General features: G+C 46.7%; 24 protein-coding genes, 1 tRNA gene and 1 riboswitch. Of the genes, 14 read left to right on the forward strand and 11 right to left on the reverse strand.

Translation table 11 applies throughout. From position 1 onward, the window contains the following. Window positions 1-2 precede the first annotated feature (2 nt). Window positions 3-110: riboswitch (TPP riboswitch) on the reverse strand. Window positions 111-183: 73 nt separating this feature from the next. The 5 genes from AOC19_RS04330 to AOC19_RS04350 all read right to left on the reverse strand — a co-directional run bounded on the left by AOC19_RS04330 (window position 184) and on the right by AOC19_RS04350 (window position 3,987). Then, the gene (locus AOC19_RS04330; protein WP_215377863.1) at window positions 184-1,035 is read right to left on the reverse strand and encodes an NUDIX hydrolase; all 852 of its coding nucleotides are present in this window, start codon (window positions 1,033-1,035) and stop codon (window positions 184-186) included. Between the two features lie 211 nt (window positions 1,036-1,246). Beyond that, a tRNA-Arg gene (locus tag AOC19_RS04335) sits at window positions 1,247-1,321 on the reverse strand. Between the two features lie 60 nt (window positions 1,322-1,381). Beyond that, a complete protein-coding gene (locus tag AOC19_RS04340) occupies window positions 1,382-1,522 on the reverse strand; it encodes a hypothetical protein (protein WP_215377865.1) in 141 nt (46 codons plus the stop codon). 6 nt (window positions 1,523-1,528) lie between these two features. Beyond that, a complete protein-coding gene (locus AOC19_RS04345; RefSeq protein WP_215377867.1) occupies window positions 1,529-2,761 on the reverse strand; it encodes an MFS transporter in 1,233 nt (410 codons plus the stop codon). Window positions 2,762-2,766: 5 nt separating this feature from the next. Continuing rightward, complete coding sequence (locus AOC19_RS04350; protein WP_215377869.1) at window positions 2,767-3,987, reverse strand: CaiB/BaiF CoA transferase family protein; 1,221 nt, start codon at window positions 3,985-3,987, stop codon at window positions 2,767-2,769. Between the two features lie 78 nt (window positions 3,988-4,065). On the opposite strand from AOC19_RS04350, the gene AOC19_RS04355 reads away from it, so the two are divergent. Continuing rightward, window positions 4,066-6,054, forward strand: coding sequence for a DNA topoisomerase IV subunit B (locus tag AOC19_RS04355; RefSeq protein WP_215377871.1), 1,989 nt, complete (start codon window positions 4,066-4,068; stop codon window positions 6,052-6,054). Window positions 6,055-6,128: 74 nt separating this feature from the next. Then, the gene (gene parC, locus AOC19_RS04360) at window positions 6,129-8,501 is read left to right on the forward strand and encodes a DNA topoisomerase IV subunit A (protein ID WP_215378102.1); all 2,373 of its coding nucleotides are present in this window, start codon (window positions 6,129-6,131) and stop codon (window positions 8,499-8,501) included. A gap of 68 nt (window positions 8,502-8,569) precedes the next feature. Here the strand turns inward: parC and AOC19_RS04365 are convergent, their stop codons facing one another. Continuing rightward, window positions 8,570-9,529 (reverse strand): XdhC family protein, encoded by a 960-nt coding sequence (locus AOC19_RS04365; protein ID WP_215377873.1) that lies wholly within the window; start codon window positions 9,527-9,529, stop codon window positions 8,570-8,572. A gap of 62 nt (window positions 9,530-9,591) precedes the next feature. On the opposite strand from AOC19_RS04365, the gene AOC19_RS04370 reads away from it, so the two are divergent. Further along, entirely contained in the window at window positions 9,592-10,248 is a 657-nt protein-coding gene (locus AOC19_RS04370) for a nucleotidyltransferase family protein (protein ID WP_215377875.1), read from the forward strand. Here the strand turns inward: AOC19_RS04370 and AOC19_RS04375 are convergent. Genes AOC19_RS04375 through AOC19_RS04385 form a run of 3 tightly spaced genes read right to left on the reverse strand, consistent with a single transcriptional unit; the run spans window position 10,245 to window position 12,822 of the window. Further along, the gene (locus AOC19_RS04375) at window positions 10,245-10,703 is read right to left on the reverse strand and encodes a RidA family protein (RefSeq protein ID WP_215377877.1); all 459 of its coding nucleotides are present in this window, start codon (window positions 10,701-10,703) and stop codon (window positions 10,245-10,247) included. The genes AOC19_RS04370 and AOC19_RS04375 overlap by 4 nt on opposite strands. Window positions 10,704-10,763: 60 nt before the next feature. Beyond that, on the reverse strand, window positions 10,764-11,939 hold the full coding sequence (locus AOC19_RS04380) for a vWA domain-containing protein (RefSeq protein WP_215377879.1): 1,176 nt from the start codon (window positions 11,937-11,939) through the stop codon (window positions 10,764-10,766). 25 nt (window positions 11,940-11,964) lie between these two features. Continuing rightward, on the reverse strand, window positions 11,965-12,822 hold the full coding sequence (locus AOC19_RS04385; protein WP_215377881.1) for an AAA family ATPase: 858 nt from the start codon (window positions 12,820-12,822) through the stop codon (window positions 11,965-11,967). A 155-nt stretch (window positions 12,823-12,977) separates the two neighbouring features. Here AOC19_RS04385 and AOC19_RS04390 point away from each other — a divergent pair, with 155 nt between their 5' ends. Together AOC19_RS04390 and AOC19_RS04395 are read left to right on the forward strand one after the other, a co-directional pair. Further along, window positions 12,978-13,352 carry a c-type cytochrome gene (locus tag AOC19_RS04390; RefSeq protein ID WP_015421076.1) on the forward strand — a complete coding sequence of 125 codons (375 nt, stop codon included), beginning with the start codon at window positions 12,978-12,980 and terminating at the stop codon, window positions 13,350-13,352. 17 nt (window positions 13,353-13,369) lie between these two features. After that, a complete protein-coding gene (locus tag AOC19_RS04395; RefSeq protein ID WP_215377883.1) occupies window positions 13,370-13,714 on the forward strand; it encodes a c-type cytochrome in 345 nt (114 codons plus the stop codon). A gap of 64 nt (window positions 13,715-13,778) precedes the next feature. On the opposite strand, the gene AOC19_RS04400 is transcribed toward AOC19_RS04395, so the two are convergent. Continuing rightward, window positions 13,779-14,417 (reverse strand): GntR family transcriptional regulator, encoded by a 639-nt coding sequence (locus AOC19_RS04400; RefSeq protein WP_215377885.1) that lies wholly within the window; start codon window positions 14,415-14,417, stop codon window positions 13,779-13,781. 96 nt (window positions 14,418-14,513) lie between these two features. On the opposite strand from AOC19_RS04400, the gene scpA reads away from it, so the two are divergent. From scpA to AOC19_RS04440, 8 genes are read left to right on the forward strand one after another with little or no spacing between them, the layout of a single operon-like run. Continuing rightward, complete coding sequence (gene scpA, locus AOC19_RS04405) at window positions 14,514-16,709, forward strand: methylmalonyl-CoA mutase (RefSeq protein WP_251368083.1); 2,196 nt, start codon at window positions 14,514-14,516, stop codon at window positions 16,707-16,709. Between the two features lie 22 nt (window positions 16,710-16,731). Further along, a complete protein-coding gene (meaB, locus tag AOC19_RS04410) occupies window positions 16,732-17,757 on the forward strand; it encodes a methylmalonyl Co-A mutase-associated GTPase MeaB (protein WP_215377887.1) in 1,026 nt (341 codons plus the stop codon). A gap of 10 nt (window positions 17,758-17,767) precedes the next feature. Beyond that, window positions 17,768-19,300 carry an acyl-CoA carboxylase subunit beta gene (locus AOC19_RS04415; protein ID WP_215377889.1) on the forward strand — a complete coding sequence of 511 codons (1,533 nt, stop codon included), beginning with the start codon at window positions 17,768-17,770 and terminating at the stop codon, window positions 19,298-19,300. Between the two features lie 26 nt (window positions 19,301-19,326). Then, window positions 19,327-21,351, forward strand: coding sequence for an acetyl-CoA carboxylase biotin carboxylase subunit (gene accC / locus AOC19_RS04420; RefSeq protein ID WP_215378107.1), 2,025 nt, complete (start codon window positions 19,327-19,329; stop codon window positions 21,349-21,351). An 8-nt stretch (window positions 21,352-21,359) separates the two neighbouring features. Beyond that, complete coding sequence (locus tag AOC19_RS04425; RefSeq protein ID WP_215377891.1) at window positions 21,360-21,824, forward strand: VOC family protein; 465 nt, start codon at window positions 21,360-21,362, stop codon at window positions 21,822-21,824. Between the two features lie 18 nt (window positions 21,825-21,842). Next, complete coding sequence (gene tsaB / locus AOC19_RS04430) at window positions 21,843-22,565, forward strand: tRNA (adenosine(37)-N6)-threonylcarbamoyltransferase complex dimerization subunit type 1 TsaB (RefSeq protein WP_251368084.1); 723 nt, start codon at window positions 21,843-21,845, stop codon at window positions 22,563-22,565. Next, on the forward strand, window positions 22,558-23,103 hold the full coding sequence (gene rimI, locus AOC19_RS04435) for a ribosomal protein S18-alanine N-acetyltransferase (RefSeq protein ID WP_215377893.1): 546 nt from the start codon (window positions 22,558-22,560) through the stop codon (window positions 23,101-23,103). Before tsaB ends, rimI begins: the two co-directional genes overlap by 8 nt. A gap of 2 nt (window positions 23,104-23,105) precedes the next feature. Beyond that, a complete protein-coding gene (locus AOC19_RS04440; RefSeq protein WP_215377895.1) occupies window positions 23,106-23,645 on the forward strand; it encodes a hypothetical protein in 540 nt (179 codons plus the stop codon). A 9-nt stretch (window positions 23,646-23,654) separates the two neighbouring features. Here the strand turns inward: AOC19_RS04440 and lplT are convergent, their stop codons facing one another. Further along, on the reverse strand, window positions 23,655-24,974 hold the full coding sequence (gene lplT / locus AOC19_RS04445; RefSeq protein ID WP_215377896.1) for a lysophospholipid transporter LplT: 1,320 nt from the start codon (window positions 24,972-24,974) through the stop codon (window positions 23,655-23,657). Between the two features lie 48 nt (window positions 24,975-25,022). Here lplT and alr point away from each other — a divergent pair, with 48 nt between their 5' ends. Then, complete coding sequence (gene alr, locus AOC19_RS04450) at window positions 25,023-26,147, forward strand: alanine racemase (protein WP_435367680.1); 1,125 nt, start codon at window positions 25,023-25,025, stop codon at window positions 26,145-26,147. The last annotated feature ends 4 nt before the right edge of the window (window positions 26,148-26,151 follow it).

Here is a 26,151-nt window from a genome sequence, read left to right on the forward strand (position 1 = left end):
TGACGGTCTGATGGAAAACTCCCCACGCCAGCATTACCTGGATCGGGTTATAGGGTCTTTCTCAGCGCCTAAAAGTAAAAATCACTAAAAGGGCACCCCTGTTTCATCCTTAGAGCTAATTTAACCACGAAATGACATCAAGATGGATGACCAAAATCAAGCCGTCCATTTAGCCTCTAAAAGTTAAGCAGCTTTGGTATTGCGCAAAATGAAATCTGCCGTCACAAAGGCGGCATCGCTGGTGAATTCATCAGCCAAAATGCGTGCCGCAGCCTCTGAAAGCGAGATTTCAATAAAACCACTTACTTCCCCGTCATGGTTGGTCGGAATGAAGTTGTCTGCGAGCTCTAGGTCATAAATGTAGAGCTGCTCGTCATGGAAACCGCGCCCTGGAATAGGGCGACGCATATGAATTCGGCCTACGGGCTCAATATGGTCAGAAATTTGGGGTGGAACGCCAGCTTCTTCCCATAATTCCCTGCGGGCATTCACCCAGGGGGTTTCATCTGCACCAATACCGCCTGCAGCTAAGTTATCCAGGCGACCCGGATCGGTTGGCTTAGTCTCGCTACGACGTCCAAGCCACAGATTACCCGCCTTGGTATAGCCGTTAATGTGGGTTGCCATGCTGCGAAAGCCAAAAGTACGAAAGGCAGAGCGCTCCAAACGGAAGTATTCATGGCCATTTTGGTCAATCCAGGCGAAATCCTCATGCCGCCAGCCCGGAATAAAGCCACCTTGCTGCATCCGATCTGCTAGCTTTGCCAAACTGGCGGAGAGCGCTATGGGTCTTGCGTGGCAAATGGTCAGGCGATCATGGCCCATTTCAAGTAAAGGGATTGGGTTTTTTGCCAAGGATTCTTGTAAAAAAGCGATAAATTCTGGATTAAGGTGCCCAATGATCTGTCCGGCTGAGCTAGCACCCAAAAAATGGATAGGCAAGAAATCTGGCGGTGCAGACCTAGCTGTGTTCTGGAGCATCTCCTCTAGGGCGGCGATGGTGCTAGTCGTGAGCGTATTGGTGAGCTTATGCATGCTCTAAGTGTAAGAGAAATTAAAAATGCTGAAAAAGTAGTCTAAAAATTGATAAGCGAAGTTCAATTGTCAACAGATCTTTATGTAATCTTTTGTCAGATATGGATGCCCATAATTTAAGCAAGCTAGGTCACTCTATACAAATCTGTGACTTACGAAAACTTTTGGGGATTTATCCACAAAACCTGTGGATAAGTTTTTTATTTTGGAATGGTCCCGCCGACAGGAATCGAACCTGTATCCCACGCTTAGGAGGCATGTGCACTATCCATTGTGCTACGGCGAGACTGAAAAAATAAAAATGATTTTTTAAAAAGATGCTGAGACTCGAAGCATTATCCACTGATTACCAGCCACACATCGCCCATACTGAATTCGTGATAGCAACCATCATGTCTGGGGCAAAGTAGGCGAAAAAAATAATTCCTAAAGCAATAATTAAAACAAAGTAGAAAAGCCATTGCGAGAGTCGAAATGTTTTCTGCATGAACTTTTAGGCAAGTGCGGTGCGATCGAGTGCACGTTCTTTTACGGGAAGATTGACCAAGAATGCAAATACGCCTAAGGCAATCGCAATATTCCAAACAATGAGGTAAGAGCCGGTACGGTCGAATAAGTAGCCGCCAAAATAAGCCCCGCAAAAACTACCCAATTGATGGGAGAAGAACACCAGCCCTGAAAGCATGCTGAGGTATTTGACACCAAAGATCTGCGCTACGATCGCATTGGTGAGTGGAATTGTGGATAGCCATAGAAAGCCCATAATGGCTGCAAAGATGTAGGTAGAAGTAGGGCTGAGAGGTAGCCAAATAAAGGCCATGATGGCAATAGATCGGCTGATATAGATGCCCGACAGCAGGTAGCGCTTAGGAAAGCGTTGACCGAGTATTCCAGCGCTATAGGTCCCAAAGATATTGAATAAACCAATTAAAGCTAATGCACTGGTTGCAATAGCGGGGGCACCAACATCGGGATAAATTGATGATAAATCTTTGAGGTAGGGTGCTAAGTGAACCGCAATAAATACCACCTGAAATCCGCATACAAAATAACCCAAGGTGAGCAATTTAAAACTAGGATTGCCCATCGCTTCTCTTAAAGCTTGTTTAATCGTTTGATCATTCGCCTTTTGTAAATGGATGGCAGTTGGTTCGCGCAACATAAATGCAATTGGAATCATGAGGCTGGCCATGAGTGCCAACATCAGTAGCGCATCATTGGCACCAAAGCTGGTGAGCAAACCTTGCTCAACCGGAATCATCAGGAATTGTCCAAACGATCCTGCTGCTGCTGCAATACCCATGGCCCACACCCGTTTTTCTGCAGCAACGTTACGACCCAAAATTCCGTAGACCACACTGTAGGTAGTTGCAGTTTGTGCAAGACCAATGAGCAATCCGCCAGCCAATGAAAAGTTCAGAGCATCTGTAGACATTGCCATGCCGGCTAGACCAAGCGCATAGAGTGCGCCACCAGCAATCATGATTTTGAATGCGCCGTAACGATCAGCTAAGGCACCCGTGATGGGTTGAACTGCTCCCCAAATCAGATTTTGTAATGCAATAGTGAGGGCAAAGGTTTCACGTCCCCAACCGTTTGCCGAAGTGATGGGCAGGTTAAAGAGTCCAAATCCATGGCGAATACCCATGGAGAAAGTGACCATCAGCCCGCCAAAAATCAGCACCTGTTGTAGTGATAATTTTTGGCTTTGAGGGCTAGAAGACATTGGGTCTAAATAATGCCTTTTTCTTGGAGGGCTGTAATGGCTTGGGAGTCCAGATTCAAGCGCTCTTGCAAAATTTCATCTGTATGTTGACCCAGAGTCGGAGGGGCCATCCTCACTTCAACCGGGGTCTGCGATAGCTTCATAGGACTCGCTACCAGTTTCATGGTGCCTGCCGTTGGGTGTGGAACCTGAATTTGGACGCCACGAGCCTTCACCTGCTCGTTATCAAACACTTCTTCAAAGTTATTAATAGGTCCACAGGGCACGTTAGCGGCCTCTAAAAGGCTGATCCACTCAGCCTTAGTTTTACGTCGAGTCATGACTTCTAGCAATGGAATCAATGACTTACGATTTTCTACCCGAATTGGGTTGTTGATATAGAGGGGGTTGCTCGCCAAATGCGCCTCACCACCAGCAGTCACAAAGTGTTTGAATTGTCCATCATTACCAACTGCCACAATCATCCAGCCATCAGATGTAGGGAAGGTTTGATAGGGAACAATGATTGGAGATGCATTGCCCCAGCGTTGAGGCACTTTATCGGAGCATAAATAGGCGCTAGAAACATTGGCCATTACGGCAATCTGGGTATCTAGGAGGGCCATATCAATATATTGACCCTGTCCTGTTTTATCTCGATGCACTACGGCAGCCAAGATGGCGGTGCTGGCATACATGCCAGTAAAAATATCGGCAATGGCAACCCCAGCCTTTTGCGGGCTTGCACCTGGAAAGTCGTCTGCCTCGCCAGTGACACTCATAAAGCCACCCATTCCTTGGATGATGAAGTCATACCCAGGGCGATGCGCATAAGGGCCGTTTTGGCCAAAACCTGTGATTGAGCAGTAAATCAGGTCGGATTTGACCTTTTTGAGGCTATCGTAGTCCAGGCCATATTTAGCTAGATCCCCAACCTTGTAGTTTTCAATCACTACATCTGACTCTTTAGCCAGCTGGCGGATGATTTCTTGGCCTTCTGGCTTGCTGATATCGACTGTAATAGAGCGCTTATTGCGGTTAATACAGATGAAATAAGCTGTTTCTACCGTATTTTGACCCTGTGCATCCTTCACAAATGGAGGGCCCCAGTGTCGGGTATCGTCCCCAACGCCTGGACGCTCCACTTTAATGACATCTGCACCGAGGTCGGCGAGGTTTTGTGCGCACCATGGGCCGGCAAGAACACGGCTGAGGTCTAAAACGCGAATATGACTTAAGGCTCCCATCCTGTAATTTTGGCATGAATATGGGGTTAATTATGGAAATTTCGGGTTTTGCTTTGCACATGACTACAATTTGCCCGCATGGCTACCCGTAAAACATCCGAATACAGCGAATCATCGATTCAGGTCCTAAAGGGACTCGAACCCGTCCGGCAGCGGCCGGGAATGTACACCCGTACTGATAATCCATTGCACATCATTCAAGAGGTGCTCGACAACGCTTCCGACGAGGCTTTGGGAGGATTTGGTAAGCACATCATCGTGACTTTGCATACGGACAGCAGTGTGAGCGTTGAAGATGATGGACGCGGAATTCCGGTTGGAATGCATCCCACAGAGAAATTACCCGTAGTAGAAATCGTTTTTACCCAGCTTCATGCGGGCGGTAAATTTGAAAAAGGCACCGGTGGCGCTTATGCTTTCTCTGGCGGTTTGCATGGTGTTGGTGTTTCTGTAACGAATGCCTTATCTAAACGCCTTGAAGTGACTGTATGGCGTGAAGGCCAAATTTCTACTTTGACCTTTGCTGATGGCAAAGTCATTGAAAAGTTGAAAACCAGCGCTGCTGGTAAAGAAGATAAATCCCACGGAACTCGTGTGCGTGCGTGGCCTGATGGCAAGTACTTTGATAGTGCTGCTATTCCTATGCCAGAACTCATTCGTTTGTTGCGTTCTAAAGCAGTCTTACTCCCAGGCGTCAAAGTTACTTTGATTCAGGAGAAATCGGACGAGAGTCAAACTTGGCAATATGCCCAAGGCTTACGCGGCTATTTAAATGAAGCAATGGCCCAAGCTGGCCATGGTGCAGAAGTCATCCCCCCATTTGAAGGCGAGCAATATGCTACTGGCAATGGTGAAGATGATTCCTTTGCTGAAGGTGAGGGCGCTGCTTGGGTTGTGACCTGGACTGAAGATGGCGCACCTGTCCGCGAGAGTTATGTGAACTTGATTCCCACTCCTGCCGGCGGAACACATGAAAGTGGACTGCGTGAAGGTCTCTTTAATGCCGTTAAGGGCTTTATCGAAATGCATGCATTGCAGCCTAAGGGTGTGAAGCTCATGCCTGAAGACGTCTTTGCAAGAGCGTCATTTATCTTGTCTGCCAAGGTTTTGGATCCGCAGTTTCAAGGGCAAATTAAAGAGCGTTTGAACTCAAGAGATGCAGTGCGTTTGGTTTCTGGCTACGCTAAATCTGCACTAGAGCTTTGGCTTAACGAGCATGTCGACTATGGTCGCAAATTAGCCGACTTGGTAATTAAGCAGGCACAAGCGCGAACTCGTGCTGGCCAAAAGGTGGAGAAGAAAAAATCTTCCGGTGTCGCAGTGCTGCCCGGAAAGTTGACCGACTGCGAGAGTCAAGACATTGGCCTGAATGAAATTTTCCTCGTCGAGGGAGATTCAGCAGGTGGTTCTGCAAAGATGGGGCGCAATAAAGAATATCAAGCCATTCTGCCTTTACGCGGCAAGGTTCTGAATACCTGGGAAGCAGAGCGCGATCGTTTATTTGCGAACAACGAGGTGCATGACATTGCCGTTGCGATTGGCGTGGATCCTCATGGCGCTAATGACACGCCTGATTTATCCAACTTGCGTTATGGGAAAGTCTGCATCTTGTCAGATGCGGACGTGGACGGCGCACATATTCAGGTATTGCTACTGACTTTGTTCTATAAGCATTTCCCGAAACTGATTGAATTGGGCCATGTCCATATTTCAAGACCACCTTTATTTAGGGTGGATGCGCCAGCGCGCGGTAAAAAACCAGCGCAAAAGATTTATGCCTTGGATGCAAATGAACTGCAAGCAATTGAAGACAAATTGCGCAAAGATGGCGTTAAAGAAACGGCTTGGCAAATTTCTCGCTTCAAAGGTTTGGGTGAGATGAGTGCTGAGCAACTGTGGGATACCACTTTGAATCCAGATACCCGTCGCCTTTTGCCGGTGACCCTGGGTACGTGGACAGAAGACGAAACAATTAAAACAATGGATATGTTGATGGGTAAGTCCGAATCCGGGGCGCGTCGTGATTGGCTGGAAGAGCGCGGTAATGAAGTAGAGGCGGATATCTAATGGCAACTAAAAAAACTCCAGGTAGTACTGGTTCAGATGATCAAGCAGACTTATTTGCTGGCGAGCCAATTGAAATGAATATTGTTGAGGTAGATGAACCCATTGTCCCTCTGGCAGGCGGCCCCAAGGATCCACATGATCCCAAGAAGGTTGAGCTCAATGAGGATGACAAAGACAGCCTAACGCTGGCAGTCTATGCGGAGCGCGCTTATCTTGATTACGCCATTAGCGTAGTGAAAGGTCGTGCCTTACCAGATGTATCCGATGGTCAAAAACCAGTTCAACGCCGCATCCTATTCTCGATGAGTGAGATGGGTTTACGTGCTGACGCAAAGCCAGTTAAGAGTGCGCGCGTTGTGGGTGATGTGCTGGGTAAATTCCATCCACATGGTGATCAATCTGCTTATGACGCATTGGTACGCCTTGCGCAGAGCTTCTCATTACGCTATCCCTTAATTGATGGTCAGGGTAACTTTGGCTCACGTGATGGTGATGGCGCAGCGGCAATGCGTTACACCGAAGCGCGTTTAACCAAAATTGCCGGCCTCTTATTGAGCGAGATTGATGAAGGTACGGTAGATTTTGCTCCGAACTATGATGGATCTTTCCAAGAGCCTAAGTTATTACCAGCGCGCCTACCTTTTGTTCTGTTGAATGGCGCTTCCGGTATTGCTGTGGGTATGGCGACGGAGATTCCCTCGCATAATTTACGTGAAGTAGCTAGCGCAGCCATTGCTCTAATGAAGTCTCCAAAAATGAGTACTTCAGAGTTGTTAGAGATCATGCCCGGCCCAGACTATCCAGGTGGCGGTCAAATTATTTCCTCTCCAGCAGAGATTGCGCAGATTTATGAAGCAGGGCGTGGTAGTTTAAAAGTTCGCGCTCGTTGGTCTATCGAAGAATTAGCTCGTGGCCAATGGCAAATTGTGGTTAACGAGTTGCCACCATCCACCTCATCACAACGTGTTCTGCAAGAGATTGAAGAGATTACCAATCCAAAGGTGAAGGTTGGCAAGAAGACCTTAACCCCTGAGCAGAATAATCTGAAGTCCACCATCTTGAATGTGCTAGATGGTGTGCGAGATGAATCGAGTAAAGATGCGGCTGTACGCTTGGTATTTGAGCCTAAGAGCAAAAATATTGATGTCAATGAGTTCGCAAACTTATTGCTGGCCCACACCTCACTAGAGTCCAATGCGCCAATGAACTTGGTGATGATTGGTACTGATGGTCGACCACGTCAAAAAGGCCTTAAAGAGATTATTGCTGAGTGGATTTCTTTCCGAGTCGGCACCGTTACACGACGCACTCAGCACCGTTTAGCTAAAGTCAACGACCGGATGCATATCTTAGAAGGGCGCTTAATTGTTCTTCTCAATATTGATAAGGTCATCAAGATCATTCGCAATAGCGATGAGCCTAAAGCTGACCTGATTAAAGAATTCAAGCTCAGCGATCGTCAAGCAGAAGATATCTTGGATATTCGCTTGCGTCAGCTCGCTCGTCTGGAAGGCATCAAGATTGAGCAAGAGTTGAAAGAGCTCAAGTCTGAGCGTGACGATCTTGAAGGTTTGTTGCAAAGCGATACTGTATTGCGCAAGCGCATCATCAAAGAAATCGAATCTGATATGAAGGATTTTGGTGATGATCGCCGTACTTTGATTCAAGAAGACAAGCGTGCCATTGCAGAAACTAAAGTATTGGATGAGCCTGTAACGGTTATCGTGTCTCAAAAAGGTTGGGTACGTGTTCGCCAGGGTCATGAGCATGATGCAACTCAGTTTGGATTCAAGGCGGGCGACGCCCTCTATGGAACATTTGAGTGCCGTACAGTTGATGTGATGCAAGGTTTTGGTAGTGATGGCCGCGTCTATACGGTACCAGTCAGTGAGCTACCGGGTGCACGTGGTGATGGCTCACCATTGACCAGCTTCGTGAACTTAGCTGCAGGCTCGCAAATGGTTGCCTACTATGCTGGCCAGGCTGATGATCTCGTACTGATTTCTACTAGATCAGGCAATGGCTTCCTTGCTAACGTAGCAGACATGACTACCCGTAACAAGGCTGGTAAATCATTTGTGGGCATCGACAGTAAATTCCCTGGTGGAGATGCACCTCTCGGTGCGGCTAAGGTGACCGTAGGCATGAAGCAGGTAGCTTGTCTATCTGAGAGCTCCAAGTTATTGGTTTTCCCGCTAGACGAACTCAAGCGTTTACCAACAGGTGGTAAGGGCGTCATTCTGATGGGCTTGGACGATAAAGAAAAGCTGGCTTCAGCCATTGCGGTTGGACCTGATGGTGCTACTTATTCAGGTGCTGGACGTGCAGGTAAGCCAACAGAACTCAGTCTGGATGCAAAAACCTTGAAGTCGTTTGCAGGAAATCGTGCTCGTAAAGGTCACTTTGTAGAGCCAAGACTGAAGGATGGAAAGCTCAAAGCCAATTAAGAGCTGTATTTAATCTGGCGTAATCCAAAAAACCCGGTCATCAACTGATCGGGTTTTTTATTCAATGCTTAGACTTTTTTGGGGATTGGTACACCGTACTTCACGGCAATGACTTCAGCCAAAATCGATACGGCAATTTCTGGTGGGGTTAAAGCGCCGATAAATAGACCAACTGGCCCGTGAAGTCGTTCAACTTGTTCCTGTGTTACATCAAACTCTAGTAAGCGATCCTTTCGCTTCTGAGTATTGATTCGGCTACCTAGTGCTCCAACATAGAAAGCAGGAGACTTTAGTGCCTCCATCAAAGCCATGTCATCCAGTTTAGGATCATGCGTTAAGGCAACTACGGCGGTGTGTGAGTCGACGCCGATCTCTAGAAGTACATCATCTGGCATTCCCTTGACAAATTGAATATGCTCGCGATTGATGCCTTCTGCATACTCTTCACGCGGGTCAATCACAATCACCTCAAAGTCAGATGCAAGTGCAAAGTCGGCGGTATAGAGTGATAGTTGTCCTGCGCCAATGATGACCATACGCCAACGGGGACCATAGGTCGTTTTCATGAATCGATCATCGCAAACAAATGCCTCGTTGCGATTTCCAGCTTCTAGAGTGGATTTGCCGGTTGCGAGATCCACTGTGCGAGATGTGATTTGGTGATTACTGATGGATGCCAGAATAGTTTCTAAGATTGCTAATTCTGGTTTTGGTTCAACAAGCAAGCGTAGCGTTCCGCCGCAAGGTAAGCCAAAGCGAGCCGCTTCTTGTTGGCTCACGCCGTAGACCACCATTTCCGGTAAATCCCGCGTCAAGATTTCAGTTTGAACCCGGCGGATCAAGTCATCTTCGACGCATCCACCAGAGACCGATCCAGTCACTTGTCCATCTCCCCGTATGGCCAACCAAGAACCGATAGGTCTAGGTGCGGAACCCCAGGTTTGAACAACTGTGGCGATTGCAACGGGATGACCGGCCTTGAGCCAATCTACTGCAGCTTTCAGTACGCTTAAATCAGTGCTATTCATTTCTTGTCTTGAATTTCTTCTATTTATTATTATTTGCTAGGAATGTATTTATTATCACTCTAATGACAAGTTCTAGCCCATCTGCTCAAGCTAAACAATTACGCCTTGCCGTGCTTTTGCTGGCGGCGGGAGAGGGCAGCAGGTTAGGTTCGCACCCTAAGGCCTTGCTTCATCGAGATGGCCAGACTCTTTTACAGCGATTCTCAAACTCAATACAAGGATTTCATCCTGTTGAATACATAACAGTCACTGGTTTTCATGCCCAAGTGATTGAGTTGGAGATAGCAAAGTTAAACGCCTGCTTAGCGTATCCAATACGCATCATTCCAAATCTTTCTCCAGAAAGAGGCCAATCTTCCTCTGTGCGCCTTGGACTTGAATCACTCCGGAGTGCATTTGATGTGCTGCTCGTTGCCTTATCCGATCAGCCTGAGATTGGAGGAGCAGAGATTCAAGATCTGCTGGATGAGTACGTCAAGCGAGAGGCTGGCGAGGAAATCATTCTGCCAATGGTTGATGGGAAGCGTGGTAATCCAGTACTGTTTTCTCACAAGGCCATATCTGATGTGCTCAAGACCCCTGATATGGTTTGTAGAGCTTATATGGATGCTCATCCAAAACAAGTTAGGATAATGAATACGAGTAAGCAGGAATTTGTAATGGATGTCGACACGCCGGAAGACATCCAACAGCACAAGTTAAGCCTGCTGAGTTATTAAATCTCAGCAATAAGCTCAATTTCAACGCAAGCGCCTAAGGGGATTTGAGCAACGCCAAACGCGCTACGGGCATGCTTGCCAGCATCGCCAAAAACCTCAAACAGCAATTCAGAGCAGCCATTAATCACTAAATGTTGCTCAGTAAATTCAGAGGTGGAATTCACCAATCCCATCACTTTGACGATGCGCTTTACTTTATCGAGAGAGCCCAAGTGATTTTGCAGGGTAGAAATCAAATCAATCGCAATCGATTTGGCAGCCGCTTTACCAGTCTCCGTATCCATATCTAGACCTAACTTACCAATCCAAGGCTTGCCATCTTTCTTGGCAATGTGGCCAGAAAGAAAAACAGTATTACCAGTCGTAGCAGCCATGACATAGGCGGCTGCAGGTGGTCCAGGCGGTGGTAAATCAATGCCAAGTGTTTTGAGACGGTCGCTAATATGGTTTGTCATAGGTTCTTAGTAAAAATGGAAAGAAAAAAATAAAAAATGGCTTCTGTAAATCTTACTGGATTACTTAGACAATTGACGCATCGCATCCTCAAGACCATTTAAGGTCACGGGATACATATGATCTTTCATGAGACCTTTCATGATGTCAATAGATTGTCGATACTGCCAGACTGATTCCGGCTCTGGATTGAGCCAAGCAAAATGGGGGAAGTGGTCAATGAGGCGGTTAATCCAAGTTGCACCAGTTTCACGGTTGTTGTATTCGACTGAACCATTCGGACTCAGAATTTCATAGGGAGACATCGTGGCATCGCCAATAAAAATGAGCTTGTAGTCTGGACCATATTTATTGATGATGTCTTGTGTTGCCGTAACTTGGTCACGTCTGCGACGATTGCTTTGCCAAAGATGCTCATACACACAGTTGTGAAAGTAGTAATACTCCAAGTGTTTGAATTCGGTTTTGACGGCAGTGAATAACTCAGAGATACGCTGGATGTGATCATCCATAGATCCGCCTACATCCATTAGCAATAAGACTTTGACTTGGTTATGGCGCTCAGGGCGCATTTGAATATCCAGCATCCCTGCATTTGCAGCTGTCGAGTGAATGGTCTTATCGAGATCCAGCTCTAGACTAGAGCCTTCTCTAGCAAAGCGTCTCAAGCGACGTAAGGCCATTTTGATATTGCGAGTTCCTAGACTGAGATCGCTGTCATAGTCCTTGAATTCTCTTGCTTCCCAAACTTTGATAGCAGTGCGATTACCAGCACTTTCTCCACCAATCCGAATACCCTCAGGGTGGTATCCACTATGCCCAAAAGGAGATGATCCTCCCGCGCCAATCCATTTTTTACCGCCACCGTGCCATTCTTTCTGCTCTTTCAAAAGCTCTTGAAGACGCTTTTGTAAAGCTTCGGGACCGCCTAATTTTTTGAGTGCCGCTTTTTCTTCTTCCGTTAGTACACGTTGCAGTTTCTTCTCGAGCCAGTCTAGGGGTATATCAGGCGCTAAGGCCATTAGTTGCTCTACACCATTGAAGTAGGATCCAAAGACCTGATCAAAGCGGTCAAAGTGCTGCTCATCTTTCACCAAGGTCATACGTGCGAGTTGATAAAACTCATCAATGGAGGGCTCAATGACCCCTTCCTTTAGGGCTTCCAAAAGCGTTAAAAATTCTCGTACAGAAACCGGGACTTTAGCCTCTTTGAGTTTCAGAAAGAATTGAATCAACATGATTCAGCTATTGCAGTGTGAGATATCAGCGATGATTGCGGTTCATCATCACCAAGCGTTCAAATAAATGAATATCTTGTTCATTTTTAAGTAGCGCCCCATGCAGCGGTGGAATTGCAATCTTGTCTTCGCCGCTATAGAGGGCCTCAGCTGGAATATCTTCGGCCAACAATAACTTTAACCAATCAATTAATTCTGAAGTAGAGGGTTTCTTTTTCAAGCCTGGCAAAGACCGGATCTGATAAAAAGATTTGAGTGCTGCTTCCAGTAATGTTTGTTTGATGTTCGGATGGTGAACATCCACGATACTTTGCATCGTTTGGGCATCTGGGAACGAGATGTAATGAAAAAAGCAGCGACGCAAAAATGCATCGGGTAATTCTTTTTCATTGTTGGAGGTGATGATGACAAGAGGGCGGTGCTTTGCCTTAATCAACTCCCGTGTTTCGTACACATAGAATTCCATGCGGTCAATTTCTCGCAAGAGATCATTTGGAAACTCAATATCTGCTTTATCTATTTCATCAATTAATAGAACGACAGGTTCATCCGCTTCGAATGCCTGCCAAAGAACGCCTTTAACAATGTAGTTACGAATATCATTTACTTTTGCATCGCCGAGTTGGGAGTCTCTTAGTCGGCTAACAGCATCGTATTCATAAAGGCCCTGCTGAGCCTTGGTGGTGGATTTAATATGCCATTGCATCAGTGGCATATTCAAGGCTGCGGCGACTTCCTCGGCCAACATGGTTTTACCTGTTCCTGGCTCTCCCTTAATGAGCAGGGGGCGCTGCAGCTGAATGGCAGCGTTGACCGCCAATTTCAGGTCATTAGTGGCTACATAGCTTTTGGAGCCGTCGAAGCGGGATTTGGTCTTGGTCATCTTGAGGGGGTAATTTGTCTGTAAATAGCGCTCAAGTATAGGTAAAAGGGCCGTTATTTTCAGTGTTTTTGCTAATTTAAGGGGGTGAAAAGGGGGTATCTTGGTCTGTCTCCGCTATACTCTTTCCAAATTGATTTGAATCAAACTCGTTAATGATGATTTCTATGAAAAAACACCTCATTCTTTCCCAATTGACTCTTTGTGCTGGTTTGGCTTTTGCTGGATTTGCTGCACAGGCTCAAGACGTTAAAGGCTCTGCCCAAGCTGGACAGGGTAAGGTTTGGCTTTGCATCGGTTGCCACGCCATTCCTGACTATCGTGCTGACTATCCTTTGGTTTACAAAGTACCAATGATCGGCGGCCAAAATGCTGCTTATATTGCCAGCTCCCTAGCGGCATATAAAAAAGGCGAAAGAAAGCATCCGACGATGCGATCTATAGCTGGAAGCTTGTCTGACCAAGACATGGCCGACCTTGGCGAATACTATGCTGCGCAAACAGCCAGCTCACCAAATAACCCATTGAAGTGATATTTAGAGGCATGTTTATGAAATTCGCACTAATTACCGCCATGTTGTTATCTAGCATTGGCGTAGCTCAAGCAGCTAATGCTGAAAAAGGTCAGGCACTGGTAGAGAAGGCCAATTGCGCCTCATGCCATGGCGCTGGTCTCAATGCTCCAATCTTGCCAGCTTATCCAAAGTTAGCTGGCCAATATTCTGATTACCTTTATTACGCCTTAAAAGCTTATAAGGTAGGTAATGGCAATGCCCAATACGGCCGCAACAATGCCATTATGGGATCTCAAGTTCAAGCGTTTACTGATGCTGATTTGCAGGATATGGCTGCATATATCTCTAAATTACCTGGAACCTTTGTCATTAAGAAGTAATTTCAGCCCCCATCCTTTAAAGGCCTAGGTGTTCACTTAGGCCTTTATTTTTTTTGGGAGCAGCTTATTTAGTGGCTTCAAGCCCCCGAGCTAGATGTTTGCGCATAGCAAGCTCGGCTGCTATTGAATCGCGCTTCAGTATGGCCTGGAGAATCTCTCGATGCTCAATCAGTGAGCTCAACAGTCGACCACTCCGACTTAAAGAATCCCGCCTTTGAAGTTTCAGAACCTTGCGCAGGTCCTCAATAACGCCATTCATCCATTTATTTCCTGCAATTTCTTGGATGAGGTCATGAAATTTGACGTTGATTTCGAAAAATTGCTCAATATCTCTGTCTGCTGCCGCTTTTTCTAGTCGGTGATGCAGGTTATCCAATTGGGTTAGCTGCGCTTCAGTTGCCTTGAGCGCTGTTTCTTTTGCTGCTTGACCCTCTAGTAGGGATAGAACGGTAAAGATTTGCTCAAGATCACGCCTATCAACCTCGGTGACATACGCGCCTTTATTCATCTTGGTTGTGACCAAGCCTTCCGAGGCCAATACTTTGATGGCTTCTCTCATTGGGGTCCGGCTGATCCCAAATGCCAGAGCTAGGCTTTGCTCATCTAGCCAGCTCCCAGGGGCCAATTCATGTGAAAAGATCTGCTCGCGGAGGCGCTCAGCAACATCTTCATATAGAGGTCTATTAATCAGTTTTGTATTCATAATTATGTATACAGTATCTAGACAAATTTAAAAATGTCAAGCAAAATAGCCTTACAAATTTAGCAACAATGCAATAAAGCCAACCAGGAGTGCTTTATGAGTACAAGTAAGAAAACGCCATCATCGAATACATCTAATAGTTGGCCAAATGTGCCTGATAGCAATTTAGATGCGTGGAAAAAATCAGCCCAAAAATCAGCTCCGAATGGGGATGTTGATAAATTAGGCTGGCAAACCCCGGATGGTATTCATCTCAAGGCTTTGTATACAGCGGAAGATACAGAAGGTCTTCAGTACACCCATTCCTTACCAGGCTTTGAACCATTTGTTCGCGGTCCTCAGGCAACGATGTACTCAGTACGACCATGGACTATTCGTCAGTACGCTGGCTTTTCAACTGCTGAAGAATCGAATGCGTTTTATCGCAAGGCTTTAGATGCAGGTGGTCAGGGTGTATCAGTGGCATTCGACTTGGCAACCCATCGTGGCTACGATTCAGATCATCCACGTGTGACTGGTGATGTTGGTAAAGCAGGTGTTGCCATTGACTCTGTTGAAGATATGAAAATCTTGTTCGATGGCATTCCATTAGACAAGGTATCTGTGTCGATGACGATGAACGGTGCCGTGTTGCCAGTATTGGCTGGATATATCGTTGCTGGTGAAGAGCAGGGTGTTAAGCAAGAGTTGCTATCCGGAACAATTCAGAATGACATTCTGAAAGAGTTCATGGTTCGCAATACTTATATCTATCCGCCAGAGCCTTCTATGCGGATCATCGGCGACATTATTGAGTACACCGCCAAGCACATGCCGAAATTTAACTCGATCTCTATTTCGGGTTATCACATGCAAGAGGCTGGTGCAAACCAAGTTCTCGAGTTGGCATTCACATTAGCCGACGGTAAAGAATATGTAAAAACTGCTTTAGCTAAAGGCTTAGATGTGGATGGCTTTGCTGGTCGCCTTTCATTCTTCTTTGCTATTGGTATGAACTTCTATTTAGAGGTTGCCAAGCTACGTGCTGCTCGTCTCTTGTGGTGGCGCATCATGAAGTCTTTTGAGCCAAAAAACCCTAAGTCATTGATGCTGCGCACACACTGCCAGACATCTGGCTGGTCTTTGACTGAGCAAGACCCCTATAACAACGTTGTTCGTACGACTGTTGAAGCCATGGCTGCGGTATTCGGCGGTACACAATCCTTGCACACGAACTCCTTTGATGAAGCCATTGCGTTGCCATCTGAATTCTCAAGCCGTATTGCGCGTAATACCCAATTAATCTTGCAAGAAGAAACCCACATTACTAGCGTGATTGATCCATGGGCTGGCTCTTACATGATGGAGAACCTCACTCAAGAAATGGCTGATAAGGCCTGGGAAATTATCCAAGAAGTTGACGCCATGGGCGGTATGACCAAGGCAGTAGAAAGCGGTTGGGCCAAGCTCAAGATTGAGGCTGCCGCCGCTGAGAAGCAAGCCAAGATTGACTCCGGATCTGATGTGATTGTCGGAGTGAATAAGTACAAGCTAGGTAAAGAAGATTTAGTTGATGTCTTGATGATCGATAACGACAAGGTTCGTGAAAGCCAAGTTGCTCGATTAAAAGATATTAAGGCGAAGCGCGATTCCAAAAAAGTCGAGGCTGCATTAGAAGCATTAACCAAAGCCGCAGAAGAAAACACTGGCAACTTATTAGAGTTGGCTGTTCAAGCGATCCGTTTGCGTGCTACGGTTGGTGAGGTTTCAGATGCATTAGAAAAAGTTTACGGGCGCCATCGCGCCGATACTCAAAAGGTGACTGGTGTGTATGCAGCTGCTTATGACTCAGCAGAAGGTTGGGAAAAATTGAAGGTAGAGATCGCGGAATTTGCAAAAGACTTTGGTCGCCGTCCACGTGTGATGATTGCTAAGTTAGGTCAGGATGGTCATGATCGCGGTGCTAAGGTTGTGGCAACCGCTTTTGCTGACCTCGGTTTTGACGTAGATATCGGACCTTTGTTCCAAACTCCTGAAGAATGTGCCCGTCAAGCAATTGAGAATGACGTACATGCCTTAGGCGTTTCTACTCTGGCTGCAGGTCACAAAACCTTGGTGCCTGCCATCATTGCCGAGCTGAAGAAGCAGGGCGCTGATGACATCATCGTTTTCGTGGGTGGTGTTATTCCAAGGCAGGATTACGACTTCTTGTATGAGTCAGGGGTGAAGGGCATATATGGTCCTGGTACTCCAATTCCAGCTTCGGCTAAGGATGTGCTCGAGCAGATTCGTAAATCTGTAAAACCTGCTTAATCCCAAGATCGAAGACATCAGCATGCTTAATGCAGTTGACCAAGCTTTGGTGAATGATCTCACTGGTGCGCCTTCGCCGGCGCAGCGTCGAGCCTTGGCTAAGATCATTACCTTGCTTGAGTCAACACGCATGGATCATCGCAAGCGTGCTGATGAGGTTCTCAATACCTTATTGCCAAAAACAGGCAAATCATTTCGCCTGGGTATCTCAGGCGTACCGGGTGTTGGTAAATCTACCCTGATTGAAACCTTAGGTTTATACCTCATTGAAAAAGGGCATCGGGTTGCAGTTCTGGCGATCGACCCTTCCTCCAGCTTATCTGGCGGTTCTATCTTGGGTGATAAGACCCGAATGGAGAGGCTCTCAGTTTTAGATAACGCATTTATTCGTCCAAGTCCGTCATCATGCACCCTAGGTGGTGTAGCTGAGAAAACACGCGAAGCAATGCTGGTTGCTGAGGCAGCCGGCTTTGACATTGTGATTGTTGAAACTGTTGGCGTCGGTCAAAGCGAAATTGCAGTTGCTGGTATGACGGATATGTTCCTTTTATTGCAATTGCCCAATGCCGGAGACGATCTGCAGGCCATCAAAAAAGGGGTCATGGAAATTGCTGATCTGATTGTCATCAATAAGGTCGATATCGATCCAGATGCAGCAATGCGCGCTCAATTATTTATCACAAGCTCTTTACGCTTATTGGGTTTCCAAGGCAACCCCGATCATGCTTCTCACAATCAGGAATATTGGCACCCAACTGTCATGACTTTGAGCGCTCTTGAAGGCAATGGAGTGCCTGAATTATGGGAAAAAATTCTGCATTTTCAGAAGCTGCAAAACGCAAATGGCCAGTTACAGTCTCGTCGCAAACAACAAGCCGGTGCTTGGATGTGGGATCGAATTGATGCAGGCCTCAAGAATGCTTTTCAGAATCACCCGGAAGTACAAACACTTTTACCCATCCTGAGTGGCGAGGTAAATCAAGGAACCATGGCCGCATCTGTTGCTGCGAGACGATTGCTCGAGGCAATGGGACACGAATTTTTCTAAGGGAGTAGTTATGAAGGAAATCATTCAACAGCTTGAAGCTAAGCGCGAGCTTGCCAGATTAGGTGGCGGGCAAAAGCGTATTGCTGCACAACATTCCAAAGGCAAGCTTACTGCTCGTGAGCGTATTGAGCTCCTGTTGGATGCGGGTACCTTTGAAGAGTGGGATATGTTTGTTGAGCATCGTTGCTACGACTTTGGCATGGCGGATCAAACTGTTCCAGGAGATGGTGTTGTTACTGGCTACGGCATGATTAATGGCCGCTTAGTTTTTGTGTTCTCACAAGACTTCACTGTTTTGGGCGGCTCTCTTTCTGAAGCGCATGCTGAGAAGATTTGCAAGATCATGGATCAGGCGCTTAAAGTAGGCGCCCCTGTGATTGGTCTGAATGACTCTGGTGGTGCACGTATTCAAGAGGGTGTTGCTTCTTTGGGTGGCTATGCCGAGATCTTTCAACGTAATGTGACTGCCTCTGGCGTCATCCCGCAAATTTCACTCATCATGGGTCCATCTGCTGGCGGTGCAGTGTACTCACCAGCTCTGACTGATTTCATCTTCATGGTGAAAGATAGCTCTTATATGTTTGTTACTGGACCGGAAGTGGTCAAGACGGTAACCCATGAGGATGTAACGGCAGAAGAGCTTGGTGGTGCCGTTACCCATTCCACTATTTCAGGCGTATGTGACTTAGCTTTTGACAACGACGTTGATGCCATCATGATGCTCCGCCGTTTCTTTAACTACCTCCCATTATCTAATCGGGAAAAGCCACCCATGATCAATGGGGCGCAACGCACTGAAGAGCCAGATTTCTCACTAGATACATTGGTGCCAAGCAATCCAAACCAACCTTACGATATGAAAGAGTTGATCGGGAAAATCGTGGATGATGGTGAATTCTTCGAGCTCCAGCCTGATTACGCAAAAAATATCCTCATTGGTTTTGCTCGTATGGAGGGCCGCTCGATTGGTATCGTTGCAAACCAGCCTTTAGTTTTAGCAGGCTGCTTGGATATCAAGGCATCCATTAAAGCTGCTCGTTTTGTACGCTTCTGTGATGCCTTCAATATTCCAGTTGTAACCTTGGTTGACGTACCTGGATTCATGCCTGGTACATCACAAGAATACGGCGGCATCATTAAACATGGCGCGAAGTTGCTGTACGCCTATGCGGATTGCACCGTTCCAAAAGTAACGCTGATTACTCGTAAGGCCTACGGTGGCGCCTATGACGTGATGGCATCTAAGCACTTGCGTGGTGACGTTAACTTCGCATGGCCATCAGCTGAGATTGCAGTGATGGGCCCTAAAGGTGCCGTTGAGATTATCTTCCGTGAAGAAAAATCTGATCCCGCAAAAATTGCTGCTCGCGAAGCTGAGTACAAAGCTAAATTTGCAAATCCTTTTGTAGCGGGTCGACGCGGCTACATTGATGATGTGATCTTGCCCCATGAGACACGGAAGCGTATCTCACGCTCTTTGGCAATGCTCAAAGATAAAGAGCTGACAAACCCACCGCGTAAACACGGCAATATTCCTCTTTAAGGCGCCGACAAATCATGACTACGAAAATGTTTAAGAAAATTTTGATTGCTAACCGCGGCGAGATCGCCTGCCGTGTGATGAAGACTGCCAAGAAGATGGGTATCAAGACAGTGGCCGTCTATTCCGAGGCAGATAAAGAAGCGCGACATGTGCAGATGGCTGACGAAGCGGTTTGTATTGGGCCGGCTCCTTCACGCGAATCTTATTTGGTAATGGACCGCATTATTCAGGCCTGTAAAGATACTGGTGCTGAAGCAGTTCACCCTGGATATGGCTTCTTATCTGAGAATGAGCAATTTGCTCGCCGTTGCGAAGAAGAGGGTATTGTTTTCATTGGCCCTAAGCATCAGTCTATTGCGGCAATGGGCGACAAGATTGCTTCAAAGAAGTTGGCTCTTGAGGCTAAGGTCAACACTATTCCTGGCTACAACGAAGCGATTGATACAACTGAAGAAGCGGTAAAGATTGCCCAAGGAATCGGTTACCCGGTGATGATTAAGGCATCTGCAGGTGGTGGTGGTAAAGGCTTGCGTGTTGCATTTAATGACAAAGAGGCTGGCGAAGGTTTTGCTGCTTGTAAAACAGAGGCGATGAATAGCTTTGGTGATGATCGTATCTTCATTGAGAAGTTTGTTGAAGGCCCACGCCATATTGAAATTCAGGTGTTAGGGGATGCACATGGCAATGTGGTGTATCTAGGTGAGCGTGATTGTTCTATTCAACGACGCCATCAAAAGGTGATTGAAGAAGCGCCATCCCCATTTATTGATCCAGCTACCCGTAAGGCGATGGGTGAACAGGCTGTAGCTTTAGCAAAAGCAGTGAACTATCAATCTGCAGGCACTGTGGAGTTTGTGGTCGGCAAAGATAAGTCGTTCTACTTTCTTGAGATGAATACCCGCTTGCAAGTAGAGCATCCGGTTACCGAGGGTATTACTGGTCTCGATTTAGTGGAGCAGATGATTCGTGTGGCCGCTGGCGAGAAGTTGGCATTCAAGCAGGAAGATATCAAGCTTGATGGATGGTCGATGGAATGTCGTATTAATGCAGATGATCCATTCCGTAACTTTTTACCTTCTACAGGGCGTCTCGTTAAATACCGTCCACCAGAAGAGTTGGATGGTGTGCGTGTTGATACAGGTGTATATGAGGGCGGCGAGATCCCGATGTACTACGACTCCATGATTGCCAAGTTGATTGTGCACGGTAAAGATCGTACTGAAGCAATTGAAAAGATGCGTGCTGCACTAAATGACTTTGTCATTCGCGGTATTCATTCGAATATTCCTTTCCAGGCAGCCCTGTTGCAGCATCCACGCTTTGTCTCTGGTGACTTCACTACTGGCTTTATTGCTGAAGAATATCCCGATGGTTTTAAAAAGGATTCCGTACAGCCAGCAGATCCAAAACGTTTAGCAGCTTTATCCGCGTTTATGCGTTACCGTTATCTTGAGCACATCCAGATGATTGACGGCCAATTGGCTGGTCACGAGATGACAATTGCCAAGAATTTCGTAGTGGTCACCGGTTCACGAGTTGGATCTAGCGAAGAGATGAAAGAGATTCCTGTTCGTGTTGATCTGAAAGATGGTGTGTATTCCGTCTATATTGAAGAAGGGGGCGATGTTAGTCGTTATGACCTTGTCAGTAATTGGCGTCCAGGCGAGCTATGTTTGCGCGCAACCATCAATGGCACGCACAAAATTACCGCTCAAGTAGAGCGCAAGGGTGTGAAGTACGCTCTTGTTTTAGACGGAGCGCACTACGAGTGTATGGTGCTAAGTCCCCTGGGCGCTGAGCTTCAGCGTCGGATGTTGGTCAAGGTTCCACCAGATACTTCAAAGTTGGTGATGTCACCAATGCCAGGCCTATTAACCAACATTTCCGTCCAAGTTGGTGAGGCAGTCACTGCTGGTCAAAAATTGGCTGCGATTGAGGCTATGAAAATGGAAAACACATTGGTTGCGGCGCAAGACGGTGTGGTTGCTGAAATCTGTGCCAATGTTGGCGAAAGCTTAGCGGTTGATCAATTGATCATTCGCTTTGAATAAGGCCTGCTATGACTAAACCATTCAAGATATTAGGCGTTCAACAAATTGCCATTGGCGGCGAAAATAAAGAGCGTCTCCGTAAGCTGTGGGTTGACCTGTTGGGCTTTGAATATAAGAGCACCTTTGTCTCTGAACGTGAAAACGTCGATGAAGATATTTGTGCAATTGGTAAAGGTGCTCATGAAATCGAAGTGGATCTCATGCAACCCTTTGATATTGAAAAAAAGCCTTCCGTTCATCAAACTCCCTTAAACCACATTGGCTTATGGGTGGATGATCTTCCCAAGGCTGTGGAGTGGTTGTCTGCACAGGGTCTGCGTTTTGCACCAGGTGGTATTCGTAAAGGTGCAGCTGGCTATGACATTACCTTTGTTCACCCCAAAGGTAATGAAGAGTTTCCTTTCTGTGGTGAAGGTGTGTTGATTGAACTTGTTCAGGCGCCACCGGATATCATTGCAGGTCTGAATTCATAAGTATCTAGAAAGCCCCAATTGACCCATATATTGGCCATCGACACCTCATCAGCTTGGTGTTCGGTGGCTTTATCTTTAACTGATGCTGCACCTATTTTCCGTCACCAAAAAGTGTCGGCAGGCGCTAGCCAACTCTTATTGCCTTGGGTTGAAGAGTTGTTATCTGAAGCCTCAATCGAACTTTCTGCGCTGGATGCTATTGCTATTGGCGTAGGTCCAGGAGCCTTCACGGGTGTTCGACTTGGAGTCGCAGCAGTCCAAGGTTTAGCAATCGCAGCAAGACTACCAGTACTGCCGGTAGCCAGTCTGGATGCTATTGCCAGCCAACTGATTCTGACGCCTGCATTTATTGCTTCAAGGGCGCAATCCTTTGTAATCTCTGTGGATGCCCGCATGGACGAGGTTTACTGGGCCAGATATCAGGTAAAAGTAAATCAATTGCCATATCGTCAGGGCGATATTCATTTGACGAAACCAGAGGAAATTGAACTCTCGAATACTGATTTCTTGGCGGGTAGTGCGATTAATGAGTTTGGAGATCGTGTATTTGCCAGCCTTTCACAATCTCTTGCTAGCAATCAGCTTGATTCGTCTATTACAGTGAATGCTTTAGGAGTTTTAGATTGTGCTCGGGACATGTGGAGCAAAGGCTTGCAACAAGATATTCACTTGCTTGAGCCACTGTACATACGTAATAAAGTGGCATTGACTTCCGCTGAACGTAGTCAACAGCATGGTTGATAGTATCAAGCCCGAGCAGTTAAGTTCTGCAGGCGTAGCGGAACTTTCTTTTCTGCCCATGACAGTCGCAGACTTAGATTCAGTTCTCGCTATAGAGTCTGTTTCACATATCCACCCTTGGACAAAAGGCAACTTTTCAGACTCACTAGCTGCAGGTCATTGGGCCTATTGCGTCAGGCCACAATTGTCTGATGCAGTAAAGGGCAGTTATTTAGACCCAGAAATTCTCTGGGCCTACTGCATTTTGTTTCCGGCTGTTGATGAGTTACATCTCCTCAACATTACCGTTTCTCCAAAATTACGTCGTTTGGGTATTGGCGTAAAAATGATGAATGCCATCGAGGGTGTAGCCGCCCAGCAAAATATGCCCAGAATTATTTTAGAGGTTCGACCCTCTAATGAGTCAGCCTTAAAGCTCTATCAAAGTCTTGGATATGAGCAGATTGGTTTACGCAAAAATTATTACCCAGTGGATATCGCTAGTGGTTTGCGCGAAGACGCCCTAGTTTTGGCTAAATCGATTAAGCTTGAGTCATGAATATGAGTACAAATTCCACCTTCCTGAAGGAGATGGGTATTACCGAGTGGACTTCACGAGATGCGGCTCCTGAACAAGCCGCAGAAGTGATCGCTACTGAGGTTTCTCAGCATCAGACTGCTGCCGCTGTCGTGACTGAAAAGCAGGAGAGAGCTTCGGCTGGCATATGGTGGTTTTATGGCAATAAACCTCAAGGTGATGTCGAATTGCTCTTTCAGAATATCATTCGGGTTCTCGGCTTATCTTCCCAAGAGTGGTCTTGGAAAAATCCTGCCGAACAATTCAATCCCGAACAGTTGCCACAAGACGGAACACCTATAGTGGCTCTGGCGTTTGGTGTAACTGCTGCTCAAAGGTTGTCAGGTGAGCGTGATGCGCTGCCTGAGCTTCGGGAGACTGTCTTGGCTATTCATGTTGATGGTGCAGAGGACTTGCCACTCATTGCTACTTTTGAATTAAATCAGTTGATTGCTAGGCCGAAAGACAAGAGTCTATTTTGGCAAGATCTGCTATTGGCTAAATCCGTCTTACAAAACATCTAAGCCTTGCGCTTAGTGCTTGTGCTCCCCAATCAAATGCATTGAGTCATATTCAGCCTGATTAGCAGCATGGCGCTTAATGACTAGCCACATGATGGCGCTTACTGCTACACCAAAGCCAATAATGACTGCCTGAATTGGTGCATCCAACCAAATCAGTCCGGAATAAATCAACAACATCATCAGCACAGAAATATTTTCATTAAAGTTTTGCACGGCAATCGAATGACCTGCAGACATCAGAACATGGCCGCGATGTTGAAGCAGGGCATTCATCGGGACCACAAAATAACCCGCCAACCAACCAACCAAGATCAGCAAGAAATAAGCTGGCAATAGGTTGAGTGCAAGTTCGAACTTGCCAATGGTCAGAATGCTGGTATTGGGTAACATGTCGGAGTTGTAGATTGCCATTACGCAGACAACTAAACCCATGGCGATGCCATAGGGAAGAACCTTCAGCGAGCTCTTAAGAGGTATACGCCAAGCAGCCCATACAGCTCCACCAGCAACGCCAAATGCAGAAATCGCTTGAAGAATGGCGCCTTGGGATAGGGTCATATGTAGGGAAACTTGTGCCCACTTAATCACAATAAACTGCAAGGTTGCCCCAGCACCCCAAAATAAGGTCGTCACTGCCAAGGAGATTTGACCAAGACGATCGGCCCAAAGAGTCTTAAAGCAGACAGCAAAATCTTTTACCAGTTCAATTGGGTTGGTCTTTTGGGACTCATAGCGCGCTCCAGTATCTGGAATGCGTAAATTAATCAGGGCAGCCAAGATGTAAATCATCATGATGATCATGATGGCAGATTCGGCTGCGGTATCAATGCTGGTCTCTAGTATTGGCATATCAAGTCCTAGGAGGCTCTCAGATACAGACTTGCTAATTAAGACGCCACCAAGCACGGTGCCCATGATGATGGAGCCTACAGTGAGGCCCTCAATCCAGCCATTCGCTGCCACTAATTTTTCTGGTGGAAGCAATTCTGTGAGGATGCCGTATTTAGCTGGGGAGTAGGCCGCAGCTCCTAGGCCAACAATCGCATAGGCCAATAAAGGGTGGCTGCCAAATAGCATCACTACACAACCAATGAATTTAATCGTATTAGTGATGAACATGACATTACCCTTAGGGCGGGAGTCAGCAAAGGCTCCTACGAAGGCAGCCAACAAGACGTAGGACAGAACAAAGAATAATTTGAGTAAAGGGGTCATCCAGGCCGGAGCGTTAAGCTGGACCAAGAGGGCGATTGCTGCAATCAGCAATGCGTTATCAGCAAGCGACGAAAAAAATTGCGCCGCCATAATGATGTAAAAACTACGGTTCATTCGTACAATCTAGTCATTAATATAATTAAAACACGAAAGGGGGTGCATATGAGCTTGTCAGCCAATAGCTTAATTCATAGGCCAATTCTGGCAACTATACACACAGATGCCTTTCGTCATAATTTGGGCCGTATTCGTGAGCTCGCCCCTGAATCTAAGATTTGGTCTGTAGTAAAGGCTAAGGCCTATGGTCATAGCCTAGAAGCAGCCTATAAGGGCCTTGAATCCACTGATGGCTTTGCCTTACTAGATATTGCAGATGCCCAATGGTTAAGGGATCATGGCTGGGAAGGCCGCATTCTCCTTCTGGAAGGTCTTTTTAGTGAACAGGAGCTTGAGTTGGCAATCCAACTTCAATGCGACTTAGTGGTTCATAGCGAGAAGCAGGTTTTATGGCTTGAGTCCTTTAAAAACCATACTGGTCACCCCGGTAATATTTTTTTAAAGCTGAACTCGGGAATGAATCGCCTTGGTTTAAGACCGGATCAATATCGCCTCGCTTTTCATCGCCTCCATTCTGCTGGCTATCGCCTTCATCACATGACCCATTTTGCTAATGCAGATCAGGTTGACCAAGCACCATCGGTCGGCGAGCAAATGGAATGTTTTGAGCAGACCATCGAGGGTCTTCAGGCACCCAGCTCTTTGGCTAATTCGGCTGCAATCCTGTGGCATCGAAATGCGCTTGGTGATTGGGTTCGCCCCGGAATCATGCTCTATGGCATATCACCAACTGGAGTGCATGCGGATATTATTCGATCCGAACTCCAGGCTGTCATGCAATTGCGTAGTGAAATCATCGACATTCAGGAACTTAAGAAGGGTGACCGGGTTGGTTACGGTGGTCGTTATCAAGCTCCGGAGGATATGCGTATCGGTGTTATTGCCTGTGGTTATGCAGATGGTTATCCACGTCATGCAGAAGACGGCACGCCAGTTTGGGTTGATGGTGCTGATGCACAGGGTGATGGTGTGATTTGTCCGATAGTTGGCCGAGTTTCTATGGATATGTTGACGATTGATTTGCGCGAAGCGCCCAATGCCAAAATTGGTAGTGCGGTAGAGCTATGGGGCAATGAAGTGCCGGTAGATGATGTAGCTCAAATGAGCGGGACCATCGGCTACGAGCTTATTTGTGCATTGGCACAGAGGGTGCGAGTGTTAATCAAGTAACGCC

The organism is Polynucleobacter asymbioticus, assembly GCF_018687575.1.
Lineage (GTDB): Bacteria > Pseudomonadota > Gammaproteobacteria > Burkholderiales > Burkholderiaceae > Polynucleobacter > Polynucleobacter asymbioticus_C.